The sequence below is a fragment of the Synechococcus sp. OH2 genome, assembly GCF_047462155.1.
Classification (GTDB): domain Bacteria; phylum Cyanobacteriota; class Cyanobacteriia; order Thermostichales; family Thermostichaceae; genus Thermostichus.
This window is the reverse complement of sequence record NZ_JANSIR010000110.1, coordinates 44,333-46,374: the sequence shown is the minus strand read 5'-3', so window position 1 is coordinate 46,374 and position 2,042 is coordinate 44,333. Positions and strand designations below refer to the sequence as shown.

The following is a 2,042-nucleotide window of genomic DNA, read 5'->3' as shown; positions in this document are numbered from 1 at the left end:
CGGCAGCTTCCTCGGTCATGTAGTACAGCAGCGTCGCGTCCCCGGCTAGCTCCTGCAGCCCCATCTGGCCGTCGCAATCGGCGTTGAAGGCGGCCTTGAGGCAGCGGATGGCCAGGGGACTGTGCTGGAGGATCTCCCGCGCCCAGCGGATCCCTTCTGCCTCCAGTTCCTCCACGGGCACCACCGCATTGACCAGGCCCATCTCCAGCGCCTGCGCGGCTGTGTACTGGCGGCAGAGGAACCAGATTTCGCGCGCCTTTTTTTGCCCCACCACCCGCGCCAAGTAGCTGGCCCCAAAGCCGCCGTCAAAGCTGCCCACCCGCGGCCCGGTTTGGCCAAAGATGGCGTTGTCGGCGGCAATGGTTAGATCGCAGATGAGATGCAAAACATGGCCCCCGCCAATGGCGTAGCCGGCCACCAGCGCAATCACCACTTTGGGCAAGGAGCGGATGATGCGCTGCAGATCCAGGACATTAAGACGCGGGATCCCGGCCTCGTCCAGGTAGCCGGCCTCCCCCCGCACGCTCTGATCCCCGCCGGCACAAAAGGCATATTTTCCATCCGTATGCGGCCCGGCGCCCGTCAAGAGCACGACTCCAATATTGGGATCCTCCCGCGCATCCAGAAAGGCATCGATCATCTCGGCAACCGTCTTGGGGCGGAAGGCGTTGCGCTTGTGGGGGCGGTTGATGGTGATCTTGGCAATGCCGTCGTCGGTCTTCTCGTAGAGGATGTCTTCGTAGAGCTTGGCCGTCTGCCACATGGTGTCTTGGGGGTTCCTTTTCTTCGCCAATCCCTGCCCATTATCCGCGCTAACCGTCTGCCTGAACGAGGGATCCCACCAGCCCTTCCAGGGTGTACTCCTGGGCCACCACATCTACCCGCCCCAAGATCTGCCTGCAGGTTGCCGCCGTTTTGGGGCCGATGGCCGCAATCTGCACCGGCGGATCCCAGACTTCAGGGCCCAGCCCGGCCTGGTGGAGGAGATGGGCAAAATGCTGCACGGTTTTGGAGCTGGCAAAGGTGAGGATATCCACCTGGCGCTCCTTGAGGGCAGCCACCACCTGGGGATCCGCCGCTGCCGGACAGGCCGACTGGTAGGCCGCCACCTCCACCACCTCGGCTCCGCGTTGCCGCAGCCCCTGCACCAGCTCCTCCCGTCCTCCGGATTCAACGCGGGGAAAGAGGATGCGCTGCCCCTGCACTGGCTCCGGCCAAATGGGCAGCAGGGCTTCAGCCACAAACTCAGAGGGCAGCAAATCTGGGCGGATGCCGTACTGGGCCAGCACCGCCGCCGTTTTGGATCCCACCACTGCCACTTTCAGAGAGTAAAGAGCCCGGCTGTCTCGCCCCTGCTGCTGCAACCGCTCGAAAAAACCCTGCACGCCGTTGGCCGAAGTCAGGAGCAGCCAATCGAACTTCTCCAGGTCAGCAATGGCTGTATCCAAGGGATCCCAGCTTGTAGGCGGCTGGATGACCAGGGCAGGCATTTCCAGCACCCGCGCCCCCTGAGTCTGCAGCAGCTCGCGCAAAGCTGGCGATTGCCCCTCAGCACGGGTGACCAGCACCGTTTTGCCTGCCAAAGGAGCCGGTGGCGGTAACGGTGGGATCCCCGGCAAAAACTCCTGCCGCAGCCGCACCACCTCGCCCACCACCAGTAGGCCAGGCAGCTTTTCTGGCTCCAACCCTTCCCCCTCTTGCAGCTCTGCCAGGGTGCCCACCCAAACCTGCTGCTCCGCCTGCCCTGCCCCCCAGATCACGGCGGCGGCACGCTCCGGCGGGATCCCAGCTTGCCTCAACTGGGCCGCAATCTGCTGCCGCTGCCGGGATCCCATCAAGATCACCAACGTATCCAACTGGGCCAGAGCGCCCCAGGGCAGGGCCTCCAGCTCGTGGGCGGTCAGCACGGCAAAGGCGCGGCTCAAGTGCTTATCAGTCAGAGGGATCCCTGCCCACAAAGGGCCGGCCAGGGCCGACGACAAGCCTGGCCAGATCTCAAACGGGCAGCCCGCCTCCCGCAGGGCCTGCACCTCCTCGCGGGC

2 protein-coding genes are annotated in these 2,042 nt (G+C 64.7%); both read right to left on the bottom strand.

Annotation, left to right across the window (positions count from 1 at the left end):
- The coding region (gene menB / locus NW835_RS11625; protein WP_414415365.1) for a 1,4-dihydroxy-2-naphthoyl-CoA synthase at positions 1 to 763 on the bottom strand (763 nt) is incomplete at its 3' end.
- Positions 764 to 812: 49 nt separating this feature from the next.
- A partial coding sequence (locus tag NW835_RS11620; protein ID WP_414415361.1) for a uroporphyrinogen-III synthase occupies positions 813 to 2,042 on the bottom strand: 1,230 nt, incomplete at its 5' end.